The sequence below is a fragment of the Mycobacterium sp. genome (genome assembly GCF_049673265.1).
Taxonomy (GTDB): domain Bacteria; phylum Actinomycetota; class Actinomycetes; order Mycobacteriales; family Mycobacteriaceae; genus Mycobacterium.
In genome coordinates this window covers 1-2147 of the sequence record NZ_JBATXN010000473.1, presented here as the reverse complement: position 1 = coordinate 2147, position 2147 = coordinate 1, and the positions used below count along the sequence as shown (strand labels likewise).

The window sequence follows — 2147 nt, the reverse complement described above, 5'->3', positions numbered from 1 at the left end:
CCTGGCAAACTTTCCAACCGTCTTCTCGTTTGAGCGGCAGCTTAATCGTGCCTGGGCCCAACGCCTCGTTGGCGCCCGTGATGGTGGCGGTGGCGGCGTCACCGGTGATCGTGACTGTCATGGATTGGATCGTGTTGGGGCCACCGGTGGCGCGGTTCCTCTTCACGTAATCCATAACGACACCAGTAAATTGGACGCGCATCGCCGCGCACATCAATTCGGTGTAGGCCGCCCAATTCTGGGTGTTGTAGGCGTCGTTGAACGCGTTGACGGTTTGGCGGGCCTGGTCCTCATCGGAGGCCGCAACGGGTGATAGCGGCGCGGTCGGCGACTGGATGTGACTGGTTGTTGGAACAGAGGGCCTCGCGGCGGTGCTGTGTTGCGGTATTGCGGTGCCGCCCGTCGAGTGCGAGCACGAGCTGATTAGCAATGTCGCAAGAAAGATTGCGGTGGCACCGGCGCATAGTGTCAGGGGAACGCAGTTGCGTACGGGCAGGGTCAGCTGCGTGGCCCGTGTGCCGGAATCTGGGGCGGCCGCGGTCGGCACCTCCGCTACGGATAGGTTTGGCAGATTTTCCAACCGTCCTCCTCGCGCTTCAACGGCAAGCTGACCGACGCCGATCCTAGGGCTTCGTTGTGTGAGTTCATGTTCACCGTGGCGGTATCGCCGGTAATCGAGACCGCCGTGATAGTGGTCGTGGTGACACCGGCTCTTTCGCGGTCTTTTTTGAGGGCGCTCATCACCGTGCTGGTGAATTTGGATCGCATCGGCGCACACATCACGTCGAGGTAGGCGTCCCAATTCTCGGTGTTGTAGGCGTCCTCGAACGTTTTGATGGTTTGGCGCACCTGGTCTTCGTCAGATGACGGCGACGCGCTAGTCGGATTCGTTGGGTTTGATGCAGGCGCGCGGGCCGAGGTGGTGGATTGTAGGGCGACTGGAGTACCACCGGTCGTGCTTGAGCAAGAGGCGGTGATTGCGGCGGCTAGCAAGACGATTGCCGCGCGGGTAAGAACGTTCATTGCGCTGGCCTTCCGGTTACTGTCGCGGCACCTTGGCGGCGGTTGCGGTTGCTAGTGCGGCGACGTCCGTACCCCCGGCCGCCCGGCACTGCCGAATATCGATGATCACGTTGCCGCGAGCCATTATCCCGTGTTGGCAGGATCCCGGGCCTCCGCGCAAGGTGGCGCTGATGATGTACACGCCGGTGGTGGTGACCGGATGGCTGAACTCCCATGTCTGTGCGGTTTGGCCGGGTGGGGTCACGGTGATGGTATTTCCGCCGCACAGTTCCCACTGGCCGCGCTGGCGGACATACCATTTGCCGGCCGACTGCTGGGAGTCGAAGGAGACCACAGCTTCGACGATGCCGTCTTGCCAGGGTTCTTGGTTGATGCCCCGCAGTGTTTGGGCGGCTACCCCGGTGACGGTGAAGGAGCCAGTCAACGGCGTCGGCCGATATACCGACTGTTGGGCAGGCAGCCACGCGCCCAGACATTGCTGGTCCGGGCTGGCCACGGTCGCGGCGTCGTCTGCCAGGGCCGTGGCATCTTGCTCGAGTGCCATTGGGGCACCGCCAGATTGGGGAAGCTCGGTCGCAGCGAGCAGGATCGGGCGCAGCTGGGCGGGCCCGATGTCGGTGGCTTCTAAGGCCGGCCCCTGCGTCGACGACGGCGCCGGACCGGCGCCCGCTGATGCAGCAGCTGACTGCCTGGAATCGTTGGTGGGACTGGTGGTTTGGCCCTCCGGCCACGCAACCAGCGTGATGGTAGCAGCGGTGATCAGCACCGCAGCCGCGATAGCAGCGCCGACCATGGCTCGCCGGCGCCGCCGCGGCGATGCCGGCGCCCGGATGAGTGGCATTACGGGCGGCGACGACTGGCCTGGCCAGCCGCTGAGTGTGCGCTGTCCGCCCTGCTGCCACCACGGCGCACCCGGGGGGTCGACGCGGGGATAGGAGCTGACATCCGAGCTGGGCACCGGCGGCAGTGGTGTTGTTAACCGCAGCGTGGGATCACGTAGGGCGGCGGCGGCCGCCTCGGCGAGAGCGTGCGCCGAACCGAACCGGGCGGCGGGGTCCTTGGCCATCGCAACGCCGACCACCTGATCAAGTGCGGCCGGCAACGACGGCACCAGGTCGGTGACC

2 protein-coding genes are annotated in these 2147 nt (G+C 65.1%); both read right to left on the bottom strand.

Going from position 1 to position 2147, the window contains the following annotated elements; translation table 11 throughout:
* Positions 1–552 precede the first annotated feature (552 nt).
* A complete protein-coding gene (locus WBF82_RS16405; RefSeq protein WP_424384034.1) occupies positions 553–849 on the bottom strand; it encodes a hypothetical protein in 297 nt (98 codons plus the stop codon).
* Positions 850–1039: 190 nt separating this feature from the next.
* Positions 1040–2147 (bottom strand): sensor domain-containing protein (locus WBF82_RS16400; RefSeq protein ID WP_424384033.1); only part of this gene is annotated, 1108 nt, incomplete at its 5' end.